General features: G+C 43.6%; 19 protein-coding genes and 1 tRNA gene. 11 read left to right on the top strand and 9 right to left on the bottom strand.

Annotated features, from left to right (window positions below; genetic code table 11):
• The first annotated feature begins 81 nt into the window (after positions 1-81).
• Both G6047_RS16600 and G6047_RS16595 read left to right on the top strand, forming a co-directional pair.
• On the top strand, positions 82-1527 hold the full coding sequence (locus tag G6047_RS16600) for a glycoside hydrolase family 30 protein (RefSeq protein ID WP_169528739.1): 1446 nt from the start codon (positions 82-84) through the stop codon (positions 1525-1527).
• Entirely contained in the window at positions 1527-3242 is a 1716-nt protein-coding gene (locus G6047_RS16595; protein ID WP_169528738.1) for a cellulase family glycosylhydrolase, read from the top strand. Before G6047_RS16600 ends, G6047_RS16595 begins: the two co-directional genes overlap by 1 nt.
• Before the next feature lie 72 nt (positions 3243-3314).
• Here G6047_RS16595 and G6047_RS16590 read toward each other — a convergent pair whose 3' ends face one another.
• The 6 genes from G6047_RS16590 to G6047_RS16565 form a co-directional block, all read right to left on the bottom strand.
• Positions 3315-3941, bottom strand: coding sequence for a YiiX family permuted papain-like enzyme (locus G6047_RS16590; RefSeq protein ID WP_211165471.1), 627 nt, complete (start codon positions 3939-3941; stop codon positions 3315-3317).
• 132 nt (positions 3942-4073) lie between these two features.
• Positions 4074-4148 (bottom strand) — tRNA-Val (locus tag G6047_RS16585).
• Between the two features lie 55 nt (positions 4149-4203).
• Positions 4204-5427 (bottom strand): bifunctional folylpolyglutamate synthase/dihydrofolate synthase, encoded by a 1224-nt coding sequence (locus G6047_RS16580; protein ID WP_169528737.1) that lies wholly within the window; start codon positions 5425-5427, stop codon positions 4204-4206.
• A 3-nt stretch (positions 5428-5430) separates the two neighbouring features.
• Complete coding sequence (locus G6047_RS16575) at positions 5431-6309, bottom strand: energy transducer TonB (RefSeq protein WP_169528736.1); 879 nt, start codon at positions 6307-6309, stop codon at positions 5431-5433.
• A 47-nt stretch (positions 6310-6356) separates the two neighbouring features.
• Positions 6357-7583 (bottom strand): Glu/Leu/Phe/Val dehydrogenase dimerization domain-containing protein, encoded by a 1227-nt coding sequence (locus G6047_RS16570; protein ID WP_169528735.1) that lies wholly within the window; start codon positions 7581-7583, stop codon positions 6357-6359.
• 35 nt (positions 7584-7618) lie between these two features.
• A complete protein-coding gene (locus G6047_RS16565; protein WP_169528734.1) occupies positions 7619-8692 on the bottom strand; it encodes an anhydro-N-acetylmuramic acid kinase in 1074 nt (357 codons plus the stop codon).
• A gap of 98 nt (positions 8693-8790) precedes the next feature.
• Here G6047_RS16565 and G6047_RS16560 point away from each other — a divergent pair, with 98 nt between their 5' ends.
• The 3 genes from G6047_RS16560 (at position 8791) to G6047_RS16550 (ending at position 13321) form a co-directional block, all read left to right on the top strand.
• On the top strand, positions 8791-9933 hold the full coding sequence (locus G6047_RS16560; protein ID WP_169528733.1) for an acyl-CoA dehydrogenase: 1143 nt from the start codon (positions 8791-8793) through the stop codon (positions 9931-9933).
• A 129-nt stretch (positions 9934-10062) separates the two neighbouring features.
• Complete coding sequence (locus G6047_RS16555) at positions 10063-10755, top strand: DUF4397 domain-containing protein (protein WP_169528732.1); 693 nt, start codon at positions 10063-10065, stop codon at positions 10753-10755.
• A gap of 151 nt (positions 10756-10906) precedes the next feature.
• Complete coding sequence (locus G6047_RS16550; RefSeq protein WP_169528731.1) at positions 10907-13321, top strand: hybrid sensor histidine kinase/response regulator; 2415 nt, start codon at positions 10907-10909, stop codon at positions 13319-13321.
• On the opposite strand, the gene G6047_RS16545 is transcribed toward G6047_RS16550, so the two are convergent.
• Entirely contained in the window at positions 13318-14664 is a 1347-nt protein-coding gene (locus tag G6047_RS16545; RefSeq protein WP_169528730.1) for a sigma-54-dependent transcriptional regulator, read from the bottom strand. The genes G6047_RS16550 and G6047_RS16545 overlap by 4 nt on opposite strands.
• Before the next feature lie 378 nt (positions 14665-15042).
• Between G6047_RS16545 and G6047_RS16540 the strand changes: the two genes are divergently transcribed.
• Genes G6047_RS16540 through G6047_RS16520 form a run of 5 tightly spaced genes read left to right on the top strand, consistent with a single transcriptional unit; the run spans position 15043 to position 23882 of the window.
• Positions 15043-15720 carry an SDR family NAD(P)-dependent oxidoreductase gene (locus G6047_RS16540; protein WP_169528729.1) on the top strand — a complete coding sequence of 226 codons (678 nt, stop codon included), beginning with the start codon at positions 15043-15045 and terminating at the stop codon, positions 15718-15720.
• Entirely contained in the window at positions 15717-16340 is a 624-nt protein-coding gene (locus G6047_RS16535) for a SprT-like domain-containing protein (RefSeq protein ID WP_169528728.1), read from the top strand. Before G6047_RS16540 ends, G6047_RS16535 begins: the two co-directional genes overlap by 4 nt.
• 4 nt (positions 16341-16344) lie before the next feature.
• Positions 16345-17412 (top strand): mannose-1-phosphate guanylyltransferase, encoded by a 1068-nt coding sequence (locus G6047_RS16530; protein ID WP_169528727.1) that lies wholly within the window; start codon positions 16345-16347, stop codon positions 17410-17412.
• A 13-nt stretch (positions 17413-17425) separates the two neighbouring features.
• Positions 17426-20614: a T9SS type B sorting domain-containing protein gene (locus G6047_RS16525; protein WP_169528726.1), complete on the top strand. Its 3189-nt coding sequence runs from the start codon at positions 17426-17428 to the stop codon at positions 20612-20614.
• 10 nt (positions 20615-20624) lie between these two features.
• A complete protein-coding gene (locus G6047_RS16520) occupies positions 20625-23882 on the top strand; it encodes a T9SS type B sorting domain-containing protein (RefSeq protein WP_169528725.1) in 3258 nt (1085 codons plus the stop codon).
• Here the strand turns inward: G6047_RS16520 and G6047_RS16515 are convergent.
• Both G6047_RS16515 and G6047_RS16510 read right to left on the bottom strand, forming a co-directional pair.
• Positions 23879-24664: an ABC transporter ATP-binding protein gene (locus G6047_RS16515; RefSeq protein WP_169528724.1), complete on the bottom strand. Its 786-nt coding sequence runs from the start codon at positions 24662-24664 to the stop codon at positions 23879-23881. The two genes, G6047_RS16520 and G6047_RS16515, sit on opposite strands and share 4 nt — an antisense overlap.
• Entirely contained in the window at positions 24661-25410 is a 750-nt protein-coding gene (locus tag G6047_RS16510) for an MlaE family ABC transporter permease (protein ID WP_169528723.1), read from the bottom strand. The genes G6047_RS16515 and G6047_RS16510 overlap by 4 nt, the downstream gene beginning before the upstream one ends.
• A 255-nt stretch (positions 25411-25665) precedes the next feature.
• Between G6047_RS16510 and G6047_RS16505 the strand changes: the two genes are divergently transcribed.
• Complete coding sequence (locus G6047_RS16505; protein WP_169528722.1) at positions 25666-26307, top strand: NAD(P)-dependent oxidoreductase; 642 nt, start codon at positions 25666-25668, stop codon at positions 26305-26307.
• Positions 26308-26338: the final 31 nt, after the last annotated feature.

Genomic DNA, 26338 nt, shown 5'->3' with positions numbered 1-26338 from the left:
ATTTGTTTGGGTTAGTTTTTCTAAATAGCCTGTACTTGCGGGTACAGGCTATTTTATTTTTTAAATCATCAATCAGTTAAAATGAAAATTGTTAGCAGCATTTCTTTAGCCTTGTCACTTTGCAGTATGGCAGCCTTGGGCCAAAAATCAACGGCCGAATCTTTCCTTAACAAAAAGGTCGCGGTTTACACCACAGCCGAAAATACTGCTATGAGAATTGACAAATCAGCCAGTTCACTCAGCTTTCAAAATAGTCGACAACCTTTGGAAACACAGGTTTGTGTTTTTGTAGATCCGACGAAATCTTTTCAATCACTCACGGGAATCGGCGGTGCCATAACAGATGCATCTGCTGAAGTCTTCGCAAAATTATCTGAAGCAAAACAAAAAGAATTCCTGAAAGCCTATTACGATAAGTCAGACGGTATTGGGTATTCGCTTATGCGTACCAATATCGCCAGCTGTGATTTCAGCAGCGATATGTATGATTACATTAAAGATGGGGACAAAGACCTGAAAACCTTTTCCATTGACCACGATAAAAAATACAGAATACCATTACTCAAAAAAGCCATCGCGACAGCTGGTGGCAAACTGACTCTTTTTGTGAGTCCGTGGAGTCCGCCGGCATTCATGAAAGACAATAAAGACAGGCTTCATGGAGGAAAACTGCTTCCGGAATTCTCACAAAGTTGGGCAAATTATTACGTTGCTTATGTCAAAGCACTTGAAAAAGAAAATATTCCGGTTTGGGGATTATCTGTTCAAAATGAACCTATGGCCACGCAAATCTGGGAATCCTGTATTTATACAGCCGAAGGGGAACGCGATTTTGTAAAGAATTTCCTTGGTCCGACTTTGAAAAAAGATCTGCCAGGTAAAAAACTTATCTTCTGGGATCACAACCGCGACCTTATGAACAACCGAGCCAGTGTGATGCTCAATGATCCGGATGCAGCACAATATATTTGGGGGATGGGTTTTCATTGGTACGAGACTTGGGCAGGTGGCGAGCCGATGTTCGGTAACGTAGGCCAGGTTCATGAAGATTTTCCGAATGTGAACCTCATGTTTACCGAAGGCTGCATCGAAAAATTCGACCCGACAAAATACCAGCTTTGGGCAAATGGGGAACGCTACGGCAAAAGCATGATCAACGATTTCAATAATGGAACCGTAGCCTGGACAGATTGGAACATTTTATTGGATGACAAAGGCGGACCGAACCACGTTGGTAATTTCTGCTTTGCACCCGTACATGCCGATGCTGCCGGCGAATTGATCTACACACCATCATTTTATTACATCGGTCACTTTTCGAAATTTATCCGTCCGGAAGCAAAACGCCTCAGTACTTCTGTGAGTCGCAGTTCATTGCTGAGTACATCTTTCCGCAATCAAAATGGTGAGATGGTTTCCGTAATCATGAACCAGAGCGATGCTAAAGTCAATTATAAACTCATAATCGGGACTTCGGAAGTTGCCGTAGATATTCCGGCCCACGCTATACAAACCTTGGTTTACTGATGAAATCAATCCTGACGTCATTGTTTGTTTGTGCTTCCATAAGCATGAACGCCCAATTCCTACATCAAAAAGGAACTGAAATTGTCGATGGTTCCGGAAAGCCTGTAATCCTTCGCGGCCTCGGTCTCGGCGGATGGATGCTCCAGGAAGGATATATGCTTAAGACAGCCGATTTTGCAGGGCCACAGTACAAAATCCGTGAAAAAATCCAGGAAATCATCGGGCCGGAAAAAACCGAAGCGTTCTATCAGGCGTATCGTGACAACGGAATTACCAAACGCGACATTGATTCTTTAAAGGCATGGGGCTTTAATTCAATCCGTTTACCCATGCATTACAAATTGTATACGCCGCCAATTGAAGAATCAAAGGATTCGTGGCTCAAAGAAGGTTTTGATCGTACCGATAAATTGCTTGAATGGTGCGCCGCGAATCAAATGTACCTAATCCTTGATATGCACGGAACACCTGGCGGACAGGGGAAAGATGCCAATATTTCTGATTATGACACCACAAAATCATCGCTTTGGGAAAGTCAGGACAACCGGAACAAATTGGTTGCACTATGGAAAAAACTGGCCGAACGCTATAAAGACAGCAAGTGGATTGGCGCTTATGATTTGATTAATGAACCGAATTGGGCTTTCACCGGAACGAATCAGAACGGTTGCGATGAAAAGTCAAATGCGCCGTTACGCGAAATCTACATCGAACTCACTAAAGCTATCCGTGAAGTAGATAAGAACCACATGATCATCATTGAAGGAAATTGCTGGGGAAATAATTACAGCGGCATATTTCCTTTGTGGGACAACAATATGGCGCTCAGCTTCCATAAATACTGGAATTACACGAATGATGGATCACTTCAGACGATGCTCGATTACCGCGAAAAATATCAGGTTCCGATCTGGCTTGGAGAGAGTGGCGAAAATTCGAATCAATGGTTTGCCGATGCCATTTCGCTTGTCGAAAAGCATAAAATCGGATGGGCTTGGTGGCCGATGAAGAAAATCGATAACCTTGCCGGTTTCGGAAATGTCAAATTCACCAAAGGTTATCAGGATTTACTTGATTACTGGAATGGAAAAGGTCCAAAGCCCGATGCCGATGTCGCCTATAAAAGTCTGATGGAGGTCGCTTCGAATTACAGAATTGAAAATACCAAAATACAGTACGACGTAATTGACGCGATGTTCCGTCAGCCGCACGATAAATCTGCCAAGCCCTTTAAAAAGCATCAGATTGGTAAAAAAGTTTTTGCATCCGACTATGATTTTGGAGGACACAACACGGCTTACTCAGATACAGATTTCCAGAATCTATGGGTCGATACGCAAAAAAGGGAAGAATGGAACAGCGGGCATGCGTACCGTAATGATGGAGTAGACATCTATTCTTCTTCCGACAAAGATTCCAATGGGTACTATGTTGGCGATATCAAATCTGGGGAATGGCTCAGGTATACGATTCCGGTAAAATCCAAAACGAATTACAGTGTGTCGCTTCGTTATTCCGGAGCAGCAGGAAAAGTAAGGATTGAAGATGGAAAAGGAAACGTTGCAGGAACCATAGAATTAAAGGCGACTTCCGGCCTCAATGATTGGAAAACGGCAAATGTGAAAAATGTAAAGTTTGAAAATCCGGGAAGCGTGAAATTGGTTTTTGAAAACGACGGAAATCAATTTGGCTGGTTTGAGGTTTCTGCAAAATAATAGTTACAGACAATAATTTAAAAGCCGTTTCAGTTTGGAGCGTCTTTTTTAATTACCGACCAGTTTAAATCTTTAATTGGTTTTGACGGTTTTTAATAAGCCGGAATTAAAAATGGCATCAGGTGAAATTACCAATTCATTTGCTGGAATTTTGGTGCCGTATCTTTCCATCAGTTTCTGCTTTACGACTTTGTCAGACAAATCAAAATCTCCTAATCTCTGTAGTTTTCCAATTTCAAACCTATTGAGTTTGTAATACGATTTCCAGATGAGTTCCGAGCAATAGACGTTTTTATCGCTCCAATCAAAATAGAGGTCATAATCCTTACCGATATAACTTTCGGCAATTTCTCTCAATTCAGCCAGCATCGAATCGGGGATCATCGGGTCTGTAGTCAATCGTTTGATTACATAATGCTTCCCTTTTCCACGCTTTATCCAGCTTGACAGAGGCGTCCATTTTACAGGTTGTACCGCTTCGAGGACACACCATTCGTCATTTTTATATTTCCTTTTGAACAATAACCCGCAGTGACTGTATTTCGAATGGGTTGCTCTTTGTATCGCTTCACTTTGTGACGAAAGAGAAGTCTGGAATATAATGTCGCCATCTTTGATGACTTTCTCTAATTTTTTAGGTTGATGCCACTCTTTAGGAGGATGCGTCTCGTTTTTGCAACCTATTATCAAGAGGAGCAACAGCGCTAATTTCCCAAAATCGGAAGCGTAATATTCCATAATAAAATAAGGCAGCAACTATTTTCCCGATTTGAATTTAAAAACAAAAAGGTAGAAAATAAAAAAAGCCGAAACAATGTTTCGACTTTTTTGTGGGCGATGAGGGGTTCGAACCCCCGACCCCCTCGGTGTAAACGAGGTGCTCTGAACCAGCTGAGCTAATCGCCCTGAATGCGGATGCAAATATAAGCCGCTTTTTTAGAAATGCAAGCAAAAAAGTAAATTATTGTAAAATTTCTGCGACGACAAAAGTACTGCCGCCAATATAGATCATATCGTTTTCAGAGGATGCTTGTTTTGCGGCTTCGTAAGCATCTGGAACAGAATCGAAACGCTTTCCGCGAAGCCCGTAAATTTCCGCTGCATCTGCAAGTACATCGGTTTCCATTCTACGTGGAATTTGTGGTTTGCAGAAATAATAAATGGCATCTTTAGGAAACAAAGGCAATAGTTCATCAAGGTTTTTATCGTTCACCATGCCAATTACCAGATGTAATTTTTGATATGATTGATTCTCGATTTGTGTCATCACACGATGAAAGCCGTGTGAATTGTGAGCGGTATCTGCAACAACCAACGGATTTTGTCCAATTATCTGCCATCGTCCCAAAAGCCCGGTCGAATCAGAAACCTTGAGGAAGCCGGTTTTAATCGCATCATCTGAAATCCTGAATTGCGTATATTTTTCAATTATCTGCAAGCAAGCCAACACCGTACGTTTGTTCTGGAATTGGTAATCGCCGGTCAGGTCAGATGGAAAATCGGGTAGTATCATATCCTGGGCAAACAAGATTTCGCAATCTTTTTCGAGGGCCGTAAATTCAAATACAGGTTTGGTTTCAGCCGTATATTCGCCAATAACGACAGGTGTTTCCGGTTTAATGATCCCGGCTTTTTCCCTGGCGATAGATTCTAAGGTGTTGCCCAGATATTGCGTATGGTCAAAGCCGATGTTGGTGATGACAGAAACTAGCGGATGAACCACATTGGTTGCATCAAGACGTCCGCCAAGCCCGGTTTCGATTATCGCGATGTCGATGTTTTCCTCTAGGAAATACATAAAGCACAAACCGACCGACATTTCAAAAAAGCTCAGGTTGTTGCGCTCGAAAAAATCTTTGTGTTTCGCGATGAAATCGATTACGAATTCCTCAGAAATAGTAATGCCATTGATGCGGATACGTTCGCGGTAATCCTTTAAATGAGGTGATGTGAAAAGTCCCGTTTTATATCCGGCCTGCTGAAAAACAGACGCGAGCAAATGACAGGTCGAACCTTTTCCGTTCGTTCCGGCAACGTGGATGCATTTGAGTTTGTCTTCGGGATGATCTAGATAGGAGCAAAGGAGCTTTATGTTATCGAGGTCTTTGCGAAATGCAGATGCGCCCTGTGTCTGGTACATTGGCAGTTGCGCGAACATCCAGTCGAGCGTTTGCTGGTAATCCATATGTTATTCTCCTACCGAAAAATTGATGGTAATGGTTCCGATCTGTACTTCCGGCGCATCCGGATTCGGGTTCCATTTATACGTGCGTGCCGTGGCATACGCAGGTTGGAGCAGGCAAGGATCTGTGTTTGTAGTACCTCTTACATATTTTGTCCCAGTTACGATTCCCTGACGGTTTACTTTGACTTCAACTACCACAGTTCCGGTTTCATTACATTTCTGGATCACTTTGCTGCTTGAGCTTAATTTTCGTCCGGCAAGGCTCCAGTTTCCGCTCCCGCTTCCATTACCTCCGCCGCTTCCACTTCCATATCCGCTTCCGGTTCCGATTCCTTGCCCGGAGCCGTTTCCACCGCCGCTTCCGGTTCCTGACCCGCCACCGCCTTCATAGCCCCGGGAATTGATGTCGCCGTTGCTGCGGCCTTTGTTTCCGGCGCGGTTATCATCTCCATCCCCGCCTGTGCTTGATCCGTTGAGTAAATCTGAGATAGCGTTCGATGTGGATTTATCAGGCTTGCGTTCCGGTTTCGGAGCTTCTTTTTTCTCTTCCGGCTTCTTTGGTTTTTCGTCGGCTTTTTTGATATCCGCTACAGATGGCGCATCGTCTGCTTCGCTTGTAATGACTTCTTCCTGAGAAGATTTTGCCGGTTCGACAGCCTTTGCTTTGGCCTTTACGGGTTCGCGCGATTCAAAGTTGGTTCCCGATCCGAATTCCGAATCGCCAAAATTAACAGCTACATCACCGCCACCTCCGCCACCTTCAAGATCAGCCATTACCGTAATGCTATCGTTGAATTTGAGAACGAGAAGCACGAGCAAAAACAAGCCGAAAATCGCCGAAGTGATCGCGAGTGATTTTTTTTGGTTTGCAGATATAGCCATGATGGATATTTTACGGGATAAACGAAAATACTAAAAATAAATTGCCGTTATACCAATTGCTTCAATGCGATTTCAAAGGCTCTGGCGCTGATGCCTTTTTTATTGGAATCCAGTTCGTAAGTACGTTCGAGTGCTTTTTTGATGGTTCCGGAAATGTCAGAGAAAATGGCTTCGTCAGTCATTTGGACTTTCTTTTCCATGAAATAAGCGAACACGCGGGCCATTCCGCAATTGGAAATAAAGTCCGGAACAAGGCTCACTTTGCTGTCGACTTCTTCCATGATTGGCCCGAAAAAGATTTCTTTATCGGCAAACGGAACATTCGCTCCACACGAAATCACTTCGAGGCCGGAAGCGATAAGTTTCTCAACCTGATCCTGGGTTACTAAACGGGAAGCTGCACAAGGAGCGAAAATTTCTGCACCTACGTTCCATATTTGGGCGTCAAGTTCAGCGAAAGGAATCATTTTTCCAGAAACCAGTTTGTTTCCGTCCTTGTCAAGGAACAAATCACGGATCTCATCGAATGAAAACCCGTTCTCGTTGATCAGTCCGCCTTCACGGTCGATGATTCCGACTACTTTGACGCCCATTTCGGCGAGGTAAAAAGCAGCAGCCGATCCTACATTCCCGAATCCCTGGACAATGGCGCGTTTACCGGCCACGTTTCCACCATAAATGCTATAGAAATGGCGCACCGCTTCAGCTACGCCATAACCGGTAATCATATCGGCGACTGTGTATTTTCTGGAAACGTCCGGGGAGAATTTGGGGTTTTCGATAACCTTGATCACACCTTGGCGCAATTGGCCGATGCGGTTGATCTTGTCGGCTTCGGTAGGACGGAAGTGGCCGTTGAAAACGCCTTCCTGCGGATGCCAAACACCACATTCCTCTGTCATTGGAATCACTTCGTGGATTTCATCGACGTTCAAATCGCCTCCTGTTCCGTAATAGCTTTTCAATAATGGGGAAACCGCTTTGTACCAACGTTGTAATACGCCGGCTTTTCTCGGGTCGTTCGGGTCAAAGTTGATTCCTGATTTTGCGCCACCGATCGCTGGTCCTGAAACGGAGAATTTCACCTCCATGGTTTTGGCCAATGAAAGCACTTCGTTCATGTCGAGTCCTTTCCGCATGCGTGTTCCGCCACCGGCAGCGCCACCGCGAAGTGAATTGATTACGGTCCATCCTTCGGCGCCGGTTTCCGCATCTTTCCAGTTGAACACGATTTCGGGTGATTTATCTTCGAATTTTTTGAGTAGTTCTTTCATGCGTTTGTAGTTTTTGCAAATATAGTCTGTTGGCTTTAGTCGTAAGGCAGAAATATGCGGCCCGAAGAATGGTCTTGCGAAGCTCCGGTCACGCTTGCCAATACATTGTTTTGATTCCGTAGTTTTAAAATGCCGAGAAGGCCGAAAATGAGCGCTTCTTTGAATTCGAGTAGTTTTTTGTCCGGGATGACAATTTCCATTTGAGGCAGGTGATGCTTTATCCGGTCTATCAGGAAATCGTGATAAGCGCCGCCGCCCGTTATGAGCATCTTGCCCGTTTTTTTTGGTAAAGCCGATTCCGTCTGGATAGCGATATGTTCACAAAACGTATGGAGCAAATCTGGAATGTCAGCTGAATAATGATCCGTCAGTGGAAAAATTTCGGCATTGACGAATTCCATCCCGAGAGATTTTGGCCAGGTCGTTTTATAATAGGGCAGCGAATTCAGTTTTTCGATTAATTCGGGAATGATGTTTCCCACTGAAGCTATTTGCCCTTTATCGTCATAATCCTTCCCGACCAGATTGGCGTATTTGTTCAACATGGTGTTCACAGGTGAAATATCGAATGCAATGCGTCTGTCGTTGTCTTCAAACGAAACATTGGAAAATCCGCCAAGATTGAGGCAATAGTTGTAATCGGCAAAAAGCAAACGATCGCCTATTGGAACCAAAGGTGCGCCTTGTCCGCCCATTTCCACATCCTGGACGCGGAAATCACAGACGATTTTTTGATTGGTCAACAGGGCAATTTCCGGCCGGTTTCCTATTTGGATCGTAATTCCATTTTGGGGCTGATGCAAAACGGTATGCCCGTGAGAGCATATGGCATCTATATCGGTCAGGTTATTATCTGAAATGAATTTTGAAATGGCAGATGAAAGCAACTTAGTGTAGGATCCGTCGAGTGTTGCGATTGATTTCAGGTCGAGGTTTACGGCATTTCTCAATCGGTTGACCCAATCTTCAGGATAAGCGACAGTTTGTGCGTTGCCGATAGTGAAATGCCATTTTCCCGATGCAAAAGTAAAAGTCAGTTGCGCCATGTCAATCCCGTCAAGCGACGTTCCGGACATAACCCCGATCACCCTGTATGAATCCTTTGTCATCGGCTCCAAAATTACAAATCAATATTGAGAATTTCCCAACAAAAAATTTATCTTTGGGCATATTTTTACACAAACATTAATTTTTCTTTCCACTTGTTATGAATTTCAATCTTTCTGAAGAACATTTGATGATTCAACAGGCTGCGCGTGATTTTGCACAGGCCGAATTGCTCCCGGGCGTAATCGAACGCGATGAAAAGCAACAATTCCCAACCGAACAAATCCGTAAAATGGGTGAACTCGGCTTTTTGGGAATGATGGTCGACCCGAAATACGGTGGCAGCGGACTCGATACGATTTCGTATGTGTTGGCTATGGAAGAAATTTCCAAGATCGATGCCTCTGCTTCTGTGGTCATGTCGGTGAACAATTCGCTTGTTTGCTGGGGTTTGCAGACGTTCGGATCTGAAGAGCAAAAACAAAAATACCTGCCTAAATTGGCGACTGGCCAGGAAATAGGTGCCTTTTGCCTTTCGGAACCGGAAGCCGGAAGTGATGCAACTTCCCAGCGCACTACGGCAATCGACATGGGTGATCATTATTTGCTCAACGGAACCAAGAACTGGATCACGAATGGAAGTACGGCATCGGTATATATCGTGATCGCGCAAACCGACGTTGATAAAAAACATAAAGGTATCAATGCTATAATAGTTGAAAAAGGAATGCCTGGTTTTGAAATCGGCCCAAAGGAACAAAAACTCGGCATCCGCGGATCTGATACGCATTCGCTGATGTTCACTGATGTAAAAGTTCCAAAAGAGAACCGGATTGGCGAAGATGGATTCGGGTTTACGTTTGCCATGAAGACTTTGGCAGGCGGACGTATCGGAATTGCATCCCAGGCTTTGGGAATCGCTTCCGGAGCTTATGAACTGGCTCTGAAATATTCCAAAGAGCGCAAAGCTTTCGGAAAGGAAATTTCAAGCCATCAGGCCATCGCTTTCAAATTAGCCGATATGGCAGTTGAAATCGAAGCTGCGAGACATTTATGCATGAAAGCTGCCTGGGACAAGGATCAGCATAAAAATTATGATCTTAGTGGTGCAATGGCTAAACTCTACGCTTCACAGGTTGCCATGGATACGACGATTGAAGCCGTCCAGATTCACGGCGGAAACGGATACGTCAAGGAATATCATGTGGAGAGATTGATGCGGGATGCAAAAATTACCCAAATCTATGAAGGCACGTCTGAGATACAAAAAATAGTGATTTCCAGAAGCATACTCAGCAAATAGAGAAAATTACAAGGGCCGCGATAACAGCGGCTTTGTTTTTTTTGTTTTTTTTGTGACGGAATGCCGCAACCCTTGTGGGTTTTTCCAATCTTGGGGCAAACTATACTTAAATTAAATTCAATTACTATTATGAAGTTTCCAAATTTAACCAGATGCCTTGCTTTTGCTGCTGTTACTATGTCGATGGCTTCTTGTTCTACCGATAGCGGAGATTACACGTACGAACCGCCCCAAGTCGCTTATGGAGTTGTAGCCAATGCGAGCCCTGATTCAGGGGATCTTTATTTTTTTGCCGATGACAACGCGGTAAATGTGAATGGTCTCAATTACACAGATGCAGAAGGTTATTACTCATTCAGCCCTGGTGAGCGCGTTCTTAAAATAAAAGATGAGACAGGCGAAGTGCTGGCCACCGATACCTTGACACTTACGGTAGGGCAGGTTTTCAGTACATTTGCAGTGAACCGGTTTGAAGAAATAGAGTTGGTGACTTTTCAGGATTCTTTGGAATATCCTGCTACAAACAAGGCTCGCGTACGTTTTATTAATTTAACTGCCGATGCCCCGGAAATAATGATTTACAAAAATTCCCAAACCATTGCGACACTTCCTTTTAAAGGCTCAAGTGACTACATGGACGTAGAAGTAGACGCACTTGAAAATTACGTTTTCAAACTTGCCGGTTCAGAGCAGACCTTATATACCATGACCAATGGAAATCTTGAAGTCGGAAGAATCTACACTATTTACACCAAAGGCTATGTTTATCCCCCTGCCGCAAGTAATGATACATTTTCGGCGGAAACCATCAGAAATTACTGATTCAGGTAGTTGTAATTGTAGGAATAAATCCCAAATAACTACAAAGAATATAACTATCTCTTAATAAATTCCTAAAAACCCGGTTCATCCGGGTTTTTTTATACAAAACAATTTTTATCTTTAGTAAGCAAGATTTTAAGCCCCTAAAATCATGATTCATAAACCTAAAGCCATTACAGGCAAAGTGGTAACCGGTTACCTTTTGCTTTTTGCCACCGCAGTACTAGCTGTGTGGTTTGTTTACACTGAAATTTTAAAGACAGCTGTGCCTGATGAAAACATCGGTCAGGAAAGCCGTAAGGTCATCGATATATCAGATGCCGTGACCAGATTGTACGCTGCCGAAACCGTCGGGCGTAATGCATTGCTCAAAAGTTCCGAATCCGAATTTGCATCGTATAACAAAATGATCGATAGCGTTACGTTGCAATTCGAAGGTTTGAAAACCGGAATAGATGGCAATCAACTTTTAAAACTCGATACCATCCAGCAATTGCTCGCATCGAAACGCGAAAGCATGCGCGAGATCATGGATTTCAGAAAAGCCTATACCGTAGATAATACGTTTAACAAAGCCGTTCGAAAAATCTCTAAGGTCAAGGATTCACTCAACAAAACCGTAAAACCTGTCGCATTTAAAAATGACACCCAACTGCGTCAGTTCCTCAATCGCGTGCTTACACCAAGGCAGCAGGATTCATTGAGCCGTCTTCCGGTATCTAATGAAAGGTTGACGGCCGAAATTGAGAAAATGCTGAACAAATTGATCCTTCGCGATAACCGGGTCAAATACAATCTCTTTTTAAAGGAACAGAAACTGCAGGATGAAAGCCGCGTGATTTCAGATAAAATCCGTGTTATCGTAGGTTCACTTCAAAACGACATCGTCACCGAATCCTACGCCAAAATCGACAGGTCAAAACAAACTGTCGCAGCAACAACTAAAAAGGTCGCCTGGATTGGAGCCATTGCATTTTTTATTTTTGTGTTGATTGTCTGGCTTGGAATAAGGGACATCAGTATCAGCCAGCGTTACAGACAACGTCTCGAAATACTGAATCTGGAAAAAGAAGACTTACTCCGAAGCAAGACCATGCTTTTGGCGACCGTAACCCACGACATACAAACGCCCTTGGGAAGTGTCATTGGATTTACAGATTTGCTTCGAAGCACACATCTGGATAAAAAGCAACTGCAATACACGGACAACATCAGGAATTCATCTGAATACATCGTGCGTCTCGTTAATGACCTTATCGATTTTTCAAAGCTGGAAAACGACCGCATCAGCATCCAGAAAGTTCCCTTCAACTTAAAGGAGCTTATTGAAAATTGTTGCCTGTCACTTGAACCCAATGCCACGAACAAAAAGATTGCCCTGCGTTGGCAGATAGACCATGAAATTGATAATTACTTCTTATCGGATCCTTATCGCATCAAGCAAGTCCTGACCAACCTGATATCGAATGCCATAAAATTCACCCAGAAAGGATCGGTTATCGTCATGGCAAAAGCATATGAAAATACGCTCGAAATTGCAGTCGCCGATACGGGAATAGGAATCGCAAAAGCTAGCCAGCAATCAGTTTTCAAAGAATTCACCCAGGCGCATTCGGGAATAGAGAAAAAATTCGGCGGAACAGGCCTGGGACTTACCATTGCAAAACGTATGTTGGGACTTTTGGGAGGAAGCATCAAACTGGAAAGTGAAGAAGGAAAAGGTTCTACTTTTACGGTTACATTGCCTAAGGAACCTGTTGCCATGGAAACATCGGAACCAATCATCCAAAAGAGCAATTTATATCCGACCCTTAGAGGCAAAAAGATACTCGTTGTTGACGATGATGCCATGCAGCTCACATTGATGCGTGAATTGTTCCAGCAATATCCGGTTGAAATCAGAACGGAAAGCAACGCCGTGAATGTGCCGGGAATATTATCGGAAGAATTTTTCGATCTGGTCATTACAGATGTTCAGATGCCCGATATAGACGGTTTTGAACTCGTCCGGAGATTGCGTTCCAATTCAGATCCCGCCCTTTCACAAATACCGGTCCTGGCATTGTCCGGAAAACGTGATTTGACAGTGGAAGATTTTACCTCGAGAGGATTTACGGCCGTTCATCCGAAGCCGCTGGATTTACCCGTTTTGCTCAAACAGATAGGAGATTTGCTTGGAGTCGAAACAAGCTTGGATATTCCGCTTAAAGTATCGGTTGCAGATAATCCGGATGTATTGTATAGCCTGGAAACGCTCAATCATTTTACGCAAAAGGATAAAGAGTCGCTGCGGATAATCCTCAACACCTTTGTAGAAAGTTCACGTTTGAATTGTAATGAACTTTCAGAAGCTGCGTCATATTATGACCTGAATAAATTGTCGGCGCTTGCACACAAAATGAGCCCGATGCTCAAGCAACTTGAAGCAAATTCAATCGTGCAGCTCCTTGAGCCTTTGGAGCATAAGAAAATCGAGATGAACAAAACACAACTCAAGCGCTATGTTCTGGTAATCTGCAAAAAAATGGAAGCATTATTCGAAGGACTTTTGGTCGAACTCGATTAACAGTCAATATTGTACAGTTTGAGTTTGTTGTACAACGTCTTCCGGTCTATTTCAAGCATGCGGGCTGCCTTGCTTTTGTTGAAATTAGCCTGATCCAATGCTTTCCGGATGGTGCTTTCTTCATTACGTCTTACGGACAGGCCGTCTTCCGAAGCTTCATTTTCAAAAGAAACCATGTGTGCCGGAAGCAAATCCACGGTAAATGTTTCAGATTGTGCCAATAAAACAGATCTTCTGACTGTGTTCTTCATTTCACGCAAATTCCCTGGCCAATCATAGTTGAGGAAAATATATTCGACTTCCGGATCAAAAACCGTCACATTGCGGTCGAGTTCGTGATTGGCATGGGCTAAAAAGTGATTGGCAAATATCATGATGTCCGAGCCGCGCTGTGATAACCGTGGGACTTCAAGCGAGAATTCATTGAGTCGATGGTACAAATCTTCACGAAAATCTCCTCGTTTTACAGCTTCGACTAAATCCTCGTTCGTAGCTGCGACCAATCGGATGTCGACTTTTATTTCGTGATTGCTTCCTACTGGCTTGACTTTTCGTTCCTGGAGCGCGCGAAGCAATTGTACCTGCACTTCGGAACTTAAATTTCCTACTTCATCCAAAAACAATGTTCCTCCATTAGCGGCTTCAAAATGCCCTGATTTATCTGATAGTGCTCCGGTGAAAGAGCCTTTTACGTGTCCGAAAAATTCGCTCGATGCCAGTTCTTTCGGAATGGCGCCACAATCAACGGCAATGAAAGGTTGTGAGGCGCGCTTACTCGATTCGTGAATGGATTGTGCCAGGTATTCTTTTCCGGTTCCGCTGTCGCCTTGAATCAATACCGATAAATTCGTCGGTGCCACCAATTGCGCCATTTCATGAAGCTTTCTTGATTCCTGGTCAATCCCGCTTACGAAATGATTATTTGGTTTGGTTTTGACAGAGGAAGGATCCGGTTTCTTTGAAGGTTCTGCTGTTGAAACCGAAGTGCTTTTTAGCGCCAGTTGAAGCGTATGGAGCAATTCTTCGGGGTTTATCGGTTTTCCGACATAATCGAAAGCACCTTCTTTCATCGCTTTTACAGCGGCTTTGATATCGGTATATCCCGTAATCAGGATGACTTGTGTGGTTTGGGACTTTTCTCGGATCTGCTTCAGGATTTCAATCCCGGAACTGTCGGGCAGACGAATGTCGGTAATCACCGCAGCCCAATCGTCGTGCAACATAGGCAATGCTTCCTGACCCGAAAATGCTGTCGAGACGGAATAGCCGTTTTTGGCGAGAAATGTTTTTAATAACAGACAGAAAGAAACGTCGTCGTCAATTACCAGAACTTTTGGGGGCATAATCCGGGATTTGAGTGATAGCTACAAATTTAGCTTTTTGATTCGCCCAAAATGTTACAATTGTTATAAAAAACAAAAAGGAGATGCTGTCTACATCTCCCTTATGTGAAGAAAACGTGTCTTCATTCACTCAATTTAACTAAACTAATCGACCTGTATATTTTCATTTTCCAAAAATGTGCCGAAAGGTTTTGACTGATTTATTATTTGTTAATTTATTCATTTTCAGATATTTGATATATAATGAGCCTTTTAGAAATTGAAGAAATGTGTGGCTTTTGTAGCGTTTGATTGTGGAATTATGCCCCAATATGCCTTTTTGATATTATCGGGTTTAAATCACAGTCGTTTTGTCATCATTCTTTATATTTACAACCTATGAAAACCGTAGTCATTACCGGAACAAGCCGTGGCATTGGGTTGCAGCTGGCCTTATCTTTTGCGAATTCCGGACATAAAGTAGTTGCGCTTTCGCGAAAGCCACATCCGGATTTGAATGCACATGCCAACATCAGTTTTTTCAGTGTCGATTTGACTGCCGATGACGGATTGCAATCGTTCGCTGATTTTCTGCAGACGAATCCGACAACTATCGACATCCTGATACACAACGCCGGACAACTCATCACAAAACCCTTTTCACAGTTGACGAATGCCGATTTTGAATCTGTCTATAAAGTCAATGTTTTTGGTGTGGCCGAACTGACGCGGATTTGCCTTCCGTTTATGGTCAAAGGCAGTCATATGGTTACAATTAGCAGTATGGGCGGTATTCAGGGAAGTATGAAATTTCCTGGATTGGCGGCTTACAGTTCGAGCAAAGGTGCTGTGATAACGCTAACGGAAATGTTGGCGGAAGAATATAAAGACTCCGGAATTTCGTTCAACGTACTGGCTTTGGGTGCGGTTCAGACAGAAATGCTGGCAGAAGCATTTCCGGGTTATCAGGCACCGGTATCAGCATTGGAAATGGCAAATTACATCATGGATTTTTCATTGAACGCACAAAAGTTCTACAACGGAAAAGTGCTTCAGGTTTCGGCAAGTACACCATGAACGACGTACTCGCGAAATATCTTCCGGAACATGCAGTATTGGCGGTTTTTAACCTGATCGTCGAAAATAATGTCCATCTCAAGATTGTCAATGAACGACATACACGTCATGGGGATTACCGCAAAGCTGTCGATGGAAAACACCAGATTACCGTAAATTCGAGCCTCAATAAATACAGGTTCATGATTACGCTGATCCATGAAATCGCACATCTTGTCGCTTTTGAAAAGCATGGGCGTATGATAAAACCGCACGGGTTGGAATGGAAACAGGAGTTCCGGTTACTGATGCTTCCGTTTTTACGACCTGAGATTTTCCCGAACCAATTATTGCCTTTATTGGCGCGTCATTTCCGGAATCCGTCGGCCAGTAGCGATACCGATGCGAGTCTTGCTTTGGCCCTGAAATCGTTCGATGAAAAGGACGGCCAACTTTTTTTGTTTGAATTGCCTTATGGCAGCTTGTTCCGAATCAGGCAGAATCGTATCTTTCAGAAAGGTGCGTTGCGTGTCAAACGATACGAGTGTGTTGAAACGGCAACAGGCCGGACGTTTTTGTTTAATCCGAACGCCGAGGTAGAGCCGCTTCCTCAAAAAGTAAACAGGGGCGAACATATTTGATCACATGAATAAAAATTATTACGCTGTTTTGATGGCAGGCGGAGTCGGTTCTCGGTTCTGGCCGGTAAGTACAACCGAGTTTCCGAAGCAATTCCACGATATGCTAGGTGCCGGTCAAACGCTTATCCAGAAAACATATGAGCGGCTTTCGCAGATTGTTCCTGAAGAAAATATACTTATCCTGACCAACGAAAGATATAAAGATATCGTAGCCGATCAGCTTCCGAAGGTATCTGAAAAAAATATCCTGCTTGAACCTGCAATGCGCAACACAGCTCCGTGCATCTTATATGCATCTTTGAAAATCCGAAAGGAAAATCCGGATGCCTTGATGATTGTGGCGCCGAGCGATCACTGGATAGAAGACGAAGATGCATTCGGGAAAGACCTTGAGCAGTGTTTTGCTTTTGCGGAAATGCATGATTCATTGATTACGCTTGGCATCCGCCCGACATTTCCTAATACCGGTTATGGATACATTGAGTTTGATAAATCCGATTCCGACGATATGAAACGCGTGAAGCAATTTCGTGAAAAACCGGATTATGAAACGGCAAAAGCATTTCTTGAAAGCGGGAACTTTGTATGGAATGCAGGTATTTTTATCTGGAGCGTGTCATCGGTATTGGAAGCTTTTGAAAAATTCCAGCCGGCCATGAAGGCGCTTTTTGAAACCGGAAATTCCTATTACAATACGCCTGAAGAACAAAAATTCATAGATGAGAATTATGCAAAGGCAGAAGGAATATCAATAGATTATGCCCTGATGGAACCGGCACGCAACGTTTTTGTCTTACCCGCATCCTTCGACTGGAATGATTTGGGAACCTGGGGTTCGCTGCATGATAAACTTCCTAAAGACGACAGCAACAACGCAGTGGTCAATGCGAAGGTCATTCTTGAAAATGCAACAAACAATATCATCAGGAGCGATGCTAAAAAGCTGATTGTCATTGACGGCCTTGACGATTACATCATAGTTGACCGCAACGACATTCTTCTTATATTTCCTAAACACAAAGAACAGGAAATCAAAAGGATTACTGGTCTTGCCAATTCAATGGACAATTAAAAACAGCCAAAGCATGAAGACGAAAATTACCGGATTGCAGTCATTACTTTTCGTTTTTATGTTTTTTTCATTATCGGTAAAGGCACAATTGCCAGCTTTTACTTTTACAGCAACTCATACCAACGAAACCTGTTCAGGTAACGCTTGTGTCAATTTTACTGTTTCCGGAACCGTTACTGGAGCAACAGTTTTATATTCGGTCTATGAATTGCCGGATTTGTCAAATCCACTCACCACAACTTCATCGGCTTCTTTTTGTGGCCTTGAAGCGGGAAGTTACACCGTATTCGCTACCCAATCCTTAAACGGACAATCGTCGACCCAACAGGTTGATTTTGAGGTTGAAAATCAAATTGAACTGTTGTCCTACAGCCTCACCAATAGAAGTGACGGATGCGGCGAAACAGGAACCATCATAGTTCACGCACTTACCGGAAATCCGGAGTTTTATGAAATCATTTCCGGGCCTCAGATATTACCGCAACAAGCGTCCAATGAGCTTTCCGGACTTACTGGCGGCACGTATACTGTTCGTGTAACCGATGTGTGCGGAGAAGCTGTTGTCCAAACCTACACTTTTTTCCCCCAGCCATCATCATTCAGTTTATTGGTTACGCCTGAGGTTGAATCTGTAGATTGTGATACCTCGACCATCAATCAAAGCATCGCCGCGAATTCTAACCTCAATTATCCCATAGATATTGAATATACCATCACGCTTCCCAATGGAACTGTTGTCCAGAATTCCATTTCCGATGCCCAGCAAGATATGTTTTCATTGGTGCTGTCAGAAAATGTGTTGCTTGATGTTGGCCAGACTTATTCGTATACTATTTCGGCTTCAGACAGTTGCGGGCATACGTTCTCGCAGACATTTTCTGTCACCATAAGTGGGACAACGGCGTTGATTGCTCCTGATATTTCGTGTGAAGGTACCACGGCAAGTGTCCTGATGGCGCTTCAGGCTATCGTAACGGAGGCGCCGGATGCTTATGACCATGATTTGCCGTATGCCCTTTCTGAATTCCCGTCGCATACCTTTTATATGGGAATGTTGCCTTACGGACAATACACCGTAATGGCCCAAAACGAATGTGGTATATGGCAGGAATTACATTTGGATGTAGGGCCTATAAATTCAGCTCCTCCGGTGTATTCTGTACAGCGTGGATGCGGACCTGGATATGCATCGCTTTTTGTAGGAGGAACTTCGGGCATTATCCATATCGAACTCGCAAGCGGACCAGCTGAATATGCGTCCGATTATCCTATTGATATGACTGCGTTGCTGAATAACGAGACGCTCCGGGTCGCCGGCCTTGTCACCGGGAGCTATATGTTTCATGTTACAGATTTGTGCGAAAGTGAGTTTGATCTTCCCATAACTATTGAAGGGTTGACCGTCTCAGACAATTCCTCGGTCATCCCGCATTGCGGTTCCTTTGACATTAATTTGCAATATTCAGACAATAATACCAGTCCCATTACCTTCTGGCTGCAAAGATATGACGCGGTTACACAGGAATGGGGTCATCCGGCAAGCGGAGCTGCGTACGTTCCCGGAACCGCAATAACAGCGGCAACGGGATTTCAGCTTACGAATACTAGTATTAATTATAATTTGGTATTTCCTTCAGGGCATTTTAGGGTCGTTTCTTACAGAGTTATGTTTTCTACGGATCCTGTTGAACGCAACTGCCTCAATACCATATTTGAATTTGATTTTTTTGGCGTTCCGGATATCCGGAATGTTTACAGTTTTTCGTGTAGTTCCAATCTGAATGATGTGATTGTAGAGGCTGTCGGAATGGAACCGCTTACCTACAGGATAACCAGTTTTGACGGAAGCCCGATGCTGGTAGATAATGGCAACTCCGGGTATTTTACCGGCCTTGCCCCGGGGATTTACAATTTTCAGGTGGAAGACGTCTGCCATAATATCGTCAACCAATTATATGACATCAGTGATCCGTATCCGCTGACGATAGGCGGTGAGGGGCTTTGTGAAAACCAAATGGCTCAAATTACGGTTCCATCGTTTTCATTCCTGAATTATTCGTGGCACAAAGAAGGGTCAGGTCAGGAACTTTCAAATACGGCAACACTTGAATTTCCAAGCTATTCAGCGGATAACTTAGGGACGTATTACGTTCATATCACGGCGTCTGCTCCAAATTCCTGTCTTGATATTACACTCGAATACACTTTTGAACATATTACTCTTGTGCCATTTGCGGGTGGTGATACTGAACAGAGTTTTTGTGATGCGCCTGATTCAATTGATTTAAATTCGTATTTATCAGGAGATTTTCAAAATGGTGGAAACTGGAGTGCAATCACGCCGAACATAACCCTTGATGACAACGTCTGGAATTCCGGTACGGCTGCAACCGGCAATTACACCTTTCGGTATTCTGTAAGCAATGATTGCGGCCCGACAGATGAAGCCGACATCATCATCCATATTTTGCCCGCGCCACCAGTTCCACAGTTGGTCGCTTCAATCCAGACCTGTGAAAATGGAAACATAGAGCTGAATGTGGCCGCAATTCCTGGAGCTACATATGAATGGAATGGCCCGTTGGGATTCACGTCGTCAGAACAAAATCCGACCATAGAAAATGCAACGGTAGCCAACAGTGGAATATATAGCGTGCAGGCTTTCATAGGGGCTTGCCCATCAGAAATTGCTACGGTCAACGCAAATGTGGCTGCGCTTCCGGAGCTTTCAATTTCATTTGGTTGCAGACAGGATCGGATGATACTCGATGTGGAATCGGCTTCGGCAGATGCAATGGAATTCCACTGGATTGGCCCCGATGGCTTTTCGGCAAATGGAGAAAGTATCGACATTACCGGAAATCTACCTGGAGACTACACCGTTACAGGAACCAATCCGCAAGGTTGTTCTACCGAAGCGACACAGCACATAGCAACTACCTTGTGTCGTATCTCTGCCGGAATCAGTCCAAATGACGACGGTGATAACGACAACTTTGACTTAAGCGGATTCGGTGAAATCGAACGGGTAAAAATTTTTAACCGCTATGGAATGACGGTTTATGAACAAGCCCAATACGTAGATCAGTGGCACGGCCAGGATTACAATGGTAATTTACTTCCGAGCGCAACCTATTTCTATTTGATTACTCTGGCTAGTGGGGAGCCAAAGACAGGTTGGGTGTATTTGCTTCATCCGTAAACTGAACTACATGAAAAAAAATACTTTCTTCCAGATTGTTCTGGTCCTATTATTTGTTGTTTTTTCCGCAAAAGTATCCGCTCAGCTCTCAGCATTCAGCCTCAGTGTAACGACTGCTCCGGAAACTTGTCCGGGAAACGGATCACTATCTTTCACAACCCAGAATACGACTTCTGGTGCAACGATAGTCTACACCATTTATCATTTGCCGGATATTATTTCGCCCATAGCTACCCAGAGTTTACAAACGCTGGGAGGCCTTGTTGCAGGGAATTATCGTGTGATTGCAACCCAGTCTTTGGGCAATGAGAGTAATGCGCAGCAGCAAGATGTAAGTATTTCATATCAAGTTTCCCCTCTGACTTATTCACTTACCATAAAAAAAACAGTTTGTGGTAACGATGGAAAACTGACGGTAAATATTGTGAGTGGGAACGCGACGACTTATGAAATCTTTGCAGGTCCTGCAATTCGGCCTTTACAATCGTCAAATATTTTTGATAACCTGCCTTCGGGAAATTATCAGGTTCGTGTTTTTGACAATTGTGGCGAAGGTGTGGTTCAGAATTTTACAATAGGAGCATTGAATGCTAATTTCACTTTTTCGGAATATGGTGTAAATCCAAACTTGCCCGGTTGTAATGAAGTTCATGTCAACAATGTCCTTTTAGTGCCAACAGGTAGTACGATTGCCTATCCGCTATCGATTCAATATACCGTATTTCCACCAGCCGGAGCGCCTATTATTATAAATGAGGTACTATCGTCGGGAAATCCTGATCAAGGCTCAATAGGCCAGGATATACCTTTCTTCAATAATCAGATATATTCGTACCAGATGAAAATTACGGATAATTGTGGAAATGTCTTTACGAGCGGTCAGTTTTTCATTAACGAAAGCTTTGAAATTTCTCTTTTGGCGTTAAATGCATCATGTAATAACAAAAAATTGAAAATTGACATTGTGTACGGATACTATCCAATGACGATAAGTTTCATTTCGGCTCCATCTGGATTCAATCCGGTAAATTTTAATCCGTCCCATCCGGGACCTTTTGCGGCACCGGCTTTTTACGGATCAGATTCAAACCCGGTTCCCGCAGGAAATTACCAGGTTCAGGTAACAGATGCCTGCGGCCATGTTGCGGTTTCAAATATCTCTGTTTCCCAGAACCCTTCAGAAATGATAGTCGCGGTGGATGTGCTCCCGGGTTGTGCCGACGATGAAGCATCTTTAGGTATAATCACAATGGATGGCGTTTCGGAATTAGTCAGCGTGAATGTAATCAGTGCGCCTCCATTATATCCATTTAGCCTGCCCCATAACGTATCTTCGTCTATTTTTCAGGGAGTGTTCCGGGCCAATGGATATCCAATAGGCGATTATACATTTAGCCTTGTGGATTCCTGTGGTCGCCAGAAGCAGGTAGATGTATACCTCCCACCATTGATTGTGACGAACAACAACATCTCTGTGCTCGAAGGCTGTAATTCGTTCGGCCTGTCCTTGTACTACGATTTATACAATGCCTGGCTTCCTAATTACTGGTTGCAGAAGTATAACCCAGTAACGGGATTATGGGGTCATCCTCTTACGGGAAATGCTGCGCCGGGAAACATAACCACAACCAACGCACTTATGGTTTATAATGACATCATGAACCCAAATTTGGCCTTTAGCGGTACATTTCGCGTGTTATTGACATTTCATATCGTTTCACCTGTTCCTTCCGAAGATTTGTTTTGTGTACGCGAAATATACAATTTCACATATAACCAACAGCCTCATATTGACGATGTTTTTGCATTCGCATGCGAATCTTCAATTACTGATGTTGTACTTGTAGCCAACGGTGTTCAACCATTAACATATCGGATTACGGAAAAAAATGGACAGCCATTTTCCATTCCCGACCAGAACTCAGCGATGTTTGCCGGTTTAGAACCGGCCATTTATAATTTTCAGGTACAGGATAATTGTGGTAACATCTTAAATAGGCTTTTTGATGTTACGGTTCCTGTAGAGCTTACCGTTTCCCCTGTCCAATTATGCGACGGACAACCCGGCAGCCTCACTATGTCCTTGTTTGATTTCCTGGATTACAGCTGGTGGAAAGGCGACGATGTGTCAAATATTTTAAGTACGTCGAACAACCTTAATTTTTCATCTTTTAACGCAGCGGCCGATTCCGGAATCTATCATGTACGCATCGAATATCCGTTCACCAATTCCTGCATAGACCGTACGTTGGATTTTACCATTTCTTCAGCCCAGCAAAATCCTCAGGCTGGAAATGATACTACAGCAAATCTTTGCGCTCAAGGTATCGTCGATCTTTCAGGTTTATTGTCAGGTTCGTATGACACATACGGAATCTGGACGGAAACCACATCAAGCGGTTCACTCAACGGCGCACTTTGGGATACGGCTGGATTGTCTGCCGGGAATTATCAGTTCAAATACACTGTCGAAGGGTTTTGTGGTGTTTTTGATGAAGCCGTAATTGATTTGAACCTGAAGCAAATCCCTGAAACACCGGTTGCCTTTATAGAACAGATTCCGTGTGAACAAAGCGCACTTAATTTGTTGGCAACTACAATTCCGGATGTTACCTATTCGTGGACAGGCCCGAATGGTTTTACATCATCTGAACAAAACCCTGTCATTCAAAATCCGTCGGTTGCAGACAATGGCAATTACACGGTAATGGTCAGCAATGGCGATTGTGAATCTGGTATGTCGACTTTGGAAATCAACATAAATCCTTTTCCGACATATGTTGCGTTTTCCGATTGTATCGAGGGCCGATTCATGTTGCAAGTACTTTCAGGTGATTCTGCTCAAACAGACGTGTCGGCTTTGACCCTTTCATGGAATGGCCCCGATAATTTTTCGTCGGCCCAAAATCCTGTCGACATCACCGGACTTGAAAATGGAATGTACCACGTTTCATTGACCACGCCCGAAGGTTGCGAAAGATTGTTACAGGTTGAGGTTGGCGGAACCACTTGCGATATTCCAAAAGGTGTTTCACCCAACAATGACGGAAACAACGATTCGTTCGACCTTAGCGGTTTGGGAGAAATACAGGAAGTAAAAATATTTAACAGATACGGTGTTACGGTTTACGGGAAATCACAATACGTCGACCAATGGCACGGCCAGGATTACAATGGGAATTTACTGCCAAGCGCAACCTATTATTATTTGGTGAAACCAGTCAATGCGGAACCTAAAACCGGTTGGGTGTACTTGCTTCACGATTAAAGTTCGGCATCGGCGTCTTTGTCTTCGCGACGTTGGGCTTTGCGGACCTTCTTGAATAGATTTGAAGAATAAACAAAGTCTACGATGGCTTCGTTATCGGTCTTGAAGATTTCTTTTTTGGTTCCTTCCCAAGCAAGCACTCCCTCTTTGAGAAATACGATTTTCTCGCCAATTTCCATCACCGAGTTCATGTCATGTGTGTTGATGACGGTTGTGATGTTGTATTCTTTTGTGATTTCCTGGATCAGGTTGTCGATCACGGTAGACGTTTTTGGATCGAGCCCTGAGTTCGGTTCGTCACAAAACAGATACTTTGGATTATTCACAATCGCGCGCGCAATCGCAACCCGCTTTTGCATACCTCCCGATATTTCAGACGGCATTTTTTTATGTGCATCGATAAGGTTTACACGCTGCAATACCTGGTCTACGCGGTCTTTGATTTCTCCTTGGGTTTTGGTACTGAACATCCGAAGTGGGAAAGCTACATTCTGGGCAACGGTCATGCTGTCGAACAAGGCACTTCCCTGGAATACCATCCCAATTTCTGTCCGCAGGTCTCGTTTTTCATCTTCGTTCAAATCCCAATAGGCCCGGCCGTCATAGAGTATTTTTCCTGAATCGGGCTTATGTATTCCCAACAGGCTTTTAAGCAAAACGGTTTTTCCAGATCCGCTCTGACCAATGATGAGGTTCGTTTTTCCGGTCTCAAAAGTTGTCGTTATGCCTTTTAGGACGGTAACATCACCAAACGATTTTACAAGCTCTTTGACTTCGATCATTTGCTCAAAAGTAATTGGGTTAAGATATAGTTCGAGAGAATGATGGCAACTGAAGTCCAAACAAACGATGTCGTACTCGCTTTACCCACTTCCAGTGCGCCGCCTTTCATGTAGAATCCGTGGAAAGACGGGATCGTGGCCAACAAAATCGCAAAGATGATGGTCTTGATAAAAGCGTATGTAATGTGGAACGGGATAAATTCCGTCTGTATTCCCTGGATGAATTCGGTACTGCTTACAAAACCGCCGTAAACACCGGCCATCCATCCGCCTAAAATACCAAGGAACATGCTCAGCATAATCACAAACGGATACAGCATCAATGCGACGATTTTTGGGAAAACCAGGTAATTGAGCGCATTCACGCCCATTACTTCGAGCGCGTCGATTTGCTCCGTAACCCGCATGGTTCCTATGCTCGAGGTGATGAAAGAACCAACCTTACCGGCCATGATGATCGAAATAAAAGTCGGCGCAAACTCAAGGATTACCGATTGTCGTGTCGCAAATCCGATAAGATATTTGGGAATCAATGGATTCGTCAGGTTCAATGCCGTTTGTATCGAAACAACACCACCGACGAAAAAAGATATGAAAGCCACGATCCCAAGTGACCCGATTATCAAATCGTCAATCTCTTTGAGAATCAGCCCGCGCATCACCGAAGCCTTCGTCGGCTTCCGGAAAACTTCTTTGATCATCAGGAAATATTTTCCTATCTGGGTCAGGTAACGGGCTACAATCATAAATGCGAATAAGGGCGAAAGTACGAATAAATGTGGGGCTTGTCAATATATTCGATTGGTTCGGACATATTTTAATAGTCTGGTTATGGTAAACGGCTTACATATTTTCGAAAAAAAAATGTTGCGGTTAGTTTATATTTGCCCTATCAAAATCTATTTATAAAACACAAAGATTTTTTTGCCACACTCAGGCGAAATAGTGTCATTCACTGCTCTTGGCGAATGGCATCAATTTTTAATTATATAAATAGAATAATGAAAAAACATACTATTGCCGTAATTGGCGGCACAGGTAAAGCCGGAAAATATCTTGTAAAGGAATTACTCAAACAAGGCTTTCAACTCAAACTACTTATCCGGAATCCGGAACAATACAACAATAATGGCGAATCGGTAAAAGTCATCGTAGGGAATGCCAATGATTACTCTGCGGTCAAAAAGCTCATCGAAGGTTGTCATGCCGTAATAAGCACGCTGGGATTAGGTCAGCCGAATAGCGAAAAATCCATCTTCAGTGTCTCTACGGGTAATGTAATCAAGGCAATGAATGAATTGGAAGTCAATCGTTACATTGTCATTACGGGATTGAATGTTGATACGCCTTTTGATAAAAAAAGTCAGAAAACGCAATCCGGTACAGATTGGATGAAGAAAAATTATCCTGAAACCACGTTGGACAAACAAAAGGAATTTGAAGTCTTAAGCCAAAGTTCTGTCGATTGGACCTTGGTGCGGCTTCCGTTGATAGCACTCACGGATCAGGTTACTGAAATAGATGCCAGCCTTGAAGATTGTTTGGGCGATTCGATCAGTGCCTTTAATCTGGCTTTGTTTCTAATACGACAATTGTCAGATGAAAATTACCTTAGAAAGGCACCATTTATTTGGAATCGATAGTTTTTTACAGCGAGTTTCGGCTCGCTGTTTT

Source organism: Flavobacterium silvaticum, assembly GCF_012911565.1.
Lineage (GTDB): Bacteria > Bacteroidota > Bacteroidia > Flavobacteriales > Flavobacteriaceae > Flavobacterium > Flavobacterium silvaticum.
This window is presented reverse-complemented; position numbering and strand designations above follow the sequence as displayed.